The 3,306-nt window shown below is 38.5% G+C and carries 2 protein-coding genes; both read right to left on the bottom strand.

Features of this window, described 5'->3' with window-relative positions:
• On the bottom strand, positions 1-818 hold an 818-nt coding region (hpsH, locus tag GGQ84_RS15335), incomplete at its 3' end, for a (2S)-3-sulfopropanediol dehydratase activating enzyme (protein WP_429163685.1).
• 61 nt (positions 819-879) lie between these two features.
• On the bottom strand, positions 880-3,306 hold a 2,427-nt coding region (hpsG, locus tag GGQ84_RS15330; protein ID WP_429163683.1), incomplete at its 5' end, for a (2S)-3-sulfopropanediol dehydratase.

Genomic DNA, 3,306 nt, shown 5'->3' with positions numbered 1-3,306 from the left:
TTTTGCTCGCCTAAACGATGGTAGGGTAAGAGCTCAAGTGTCACATTAGGCTGATCTTTAATAAAATCAGATATGGCAAGCACATCGGCTTCTGTATCATTAAATCCTGGTATTATTGGTGTTCTAACAATCTTGTTTAGAGAAGGGAATTCAGTACACATTTTTTTAAAATTATCAAGAATCAGTTCATTACTTACACCAGTATATTCTTGGTGTTTGTTGGAGTCCATGCACTTTATATCAAAAAGAACAGTATCTAACTGTTCGCAGGCATCTTTTAGAACGGGCCAATTAACATGACCACAAGTTTCAATAGCTGTATTTATCCTTCGGTGCTTTGCTTCTTTTAATAATGAAACAGCAAATTCAGGCTGTGATAGAGGTTCGCCTCCACTTAGAGTCATACCGCCTTCAGAACGGGTGAAAAACAAACTATCACCTTCAACGATATCAATTACGTCTTTCACATTCATCAATTTTCCATAAGGATTTAACGCCTTCGAAGGACATGTCTCCGTACAAAGCAAGCAGTTATTACACAGTTCTCTATCTAGAATTATTTTATCACCATTCTTTTTTATAGCGCCAGACATACACACTTCCATACACATGATACACTCATGGATCCCAATACATTTACTTTCATTATAGGCTAACACTGGACTAAAGCTTTGAGATTCAGGGTTGCTACACCATTGGCATCTTAGAGGGCATCCCATTAAAAAAACCATAGTCCTTATACCAGGACCATCGTGAACGGAATAATGCTGAATGTTGAAAACAAACCCACTTTTATTTTTATCATAGTGTTTTTCCATATATTATACCCTCCTGCTTTTAAAAGTAAGGTAAGTCCTGCACAGGCAGGACTTACTCACATTAGAAACTAGTGTGCTCAGTTCGGGCAATTAGGTCATTTTGAAGATCTGGTGATAAATCTACAAAGTAAGCACTGTATCCAGCGATCCGCACTATTAAGCTGCGGTATTTATCTGGATCTTTTTGAGCTGCAAGTAAAGTTTCTTTATTAATAATGTTGAATTGAACATGCCATAACTTAAGGTCGCACCAAGTTCTAATAAATGAAGCTAATTTATTAGTACCCTCTTCACCCGCTACTGTAGCTGGGCTAAACTTAACATTTAGTAGTCTAGCAGCTCTTTCTCTGTAGTCGTAGTTTTTAGAGCTGAAGTTTGACAACATTGCTGCTGTTGGGCCCTTTACATCGGCGCCATGAGAAGCTGATGATCCATCTGAAAGAGGAGACCAAGCTTTTCTGCCATTTGGCGTAGCACCTACTACCTTTCCAAAAGGAACATGGGATGTAAATGGAACTAGTCTCAGGTCTAAATGTACACCTAGTTCTAAAGAGTATTTGTTTGCAAATTTCACAGCTTCTCTATCTAATAATTTTGCAATTTCATCAGCGTAAGGTTCGTTATTACCATACTTTGGTGCGTTTAAAAGCATTTGTCTCAATGCTTCTTTTCCTTCAAAGTTAGTTCTAACTGCTTCAATTAATTCAGCCATAGTTACTTTTTTATCTTCAAAAACTAGCTTTTTAATTGCAGCTAAAGAATCTACTACTGTACCATATCCCATGAACTCAAAGTATCCCATCTCGATACCGCCTTCAATTTGAGGGGTATGCAAGTCCTTGCAAGTGTCCATGCATAGGTCGTGAAGTGCAGATCCTAGGGGCACTGCAAAATGATTAGGTCGCAAGTTGATAATTGTGTGTTGCTGAATAAACGCATGTTTGATTAAGTTTCTCTGATGCGTTAAATATGCCTCTAAAAATTCATCCCAAGTTTTAAAATTAGTTGGGTCTCCTGTTTCTAGTCCGAAAGATTCATCTTCTGTTAACAATGTTTTGCCATTGTATAGAGTCATTTCCACTGCAGAAGCAAAGTTGATATAAGCATTAGGGCTAGTATAAGTGTCTCTGTTAGGCATTCTCGCCTCTGCACAACCAGATACTGCATAGTCGTATGCTTCGTCAAACCTAGCTCCTTTAGAAAGTAATAGGGGAACAACTTCTTCGTCATTGATTAGCTTAGGGAAACCAGAACCCTCTTTAATAGTTTCTGCAACATCCTTTACAAATCTTTCAGGAGCGCGAGCGTGAATTCTTGCAGCTAAGTCAGGGTAATGTAGAGGGAACTCGCGCTTAGACTTTAAGAACAAGTAAGACAACTCGTTAGTTGCATCTCTACCATCAGGAGTTTGACCACCGATAGTTACAGCCTCCCAGTGAGCATACCCTTCATTAAAAGCGCCACCTGTTGGAGAAATATATAAATCAATAAACTGAGCCATTGCTACCCACATACACTCAAGTAGTTCTAATGTTTGCTCATCATCTAAGATGCCAGCTTCCACATCTTGCTTGTAATAAGAGTAGAAGTACTGATCCATTCTACCATTTGAAATAATAGTACCAGTTTTTTGCTCTATTCTTGAGAACATTTGAGTAAACCACTGAGATTGTACAGCTTCTCTAAAGTTACGAGCTGGATTTTCAGGCACCCATGCGCATCTTTCAGCTATTTCCTCTAATTCTTTCTTTCTAACTGCATCTGTTTCTGTTTTTGCCATTTCTGCAGCAAGTTCAGCGTGTCTCTTAGCCCATAGAACTATCGCATCACATACATTAATTATTGCTTGCAGGTAAGGTTTTTTCTCGCAATTGTCAACTGGGCTTAATGGATCAAGAGCATCTAAACGCTTTTGAGCATCCTCTTTAATTCCTTTGAACCCCTTTTTAAGAACTTTTTCATAGTCGTGTACCCACTGGATAGATGACCGGAAAGAGGAAGTTTCATTTACGATAAATCTAGATTTCAAAGCATCCTCAGGATCGTAAGTAAACTGAAGCGTTTCCTTTGGCAATGCTTTTGTCAAGTTTTCATGGTAAGTTTTACCTTTCCAGTATGGAGCAATGTCTTCAACTACTACCTTAGCATCTTCCTCTGAAATGTTAAAAGGAGATTCAACTCTTTTAGGCAGCTCCTCCAAGGCTAGATCTAGGAAATCACCGTCTAATTCAGGGTAAAGTATACCGTAACGGCCTTGACAGCCAGATCTACCTACTAATAGCTGATGGTCATCAATATAAACAGTTATGTTTTCTGCTATGTGCTTTAGTGCTTTTGACCAACGAAGGATTAGAGGCTGACCTTCAGTTTCCTTGAAAGACTCTGTAAATAGCTTAGCTCTTTCAATGTCTATTATAGGTCTTTCGTTTTTGAAGGTATTTAGTATTTTATAAGCCCTTTCTCTTCCATAAAACGTTTCCTTTCCTTG

It is taken from the genome of Desulfitispora alkaliphila, from assembly GCF_050433185.1.
GTDB classification, from domain to species: Bacteria; Bacillota; Desulfitisporia; order Desulfitisporales; family Desulfitisporaceae; genus Desulfitispora; species Desulfitispora alkaliphila.
The sequence above is the reverse complement of the archived record's forward strand: the minus strand, read 5'-3'. Positions and strand labels throughout refer to the sequence as shown.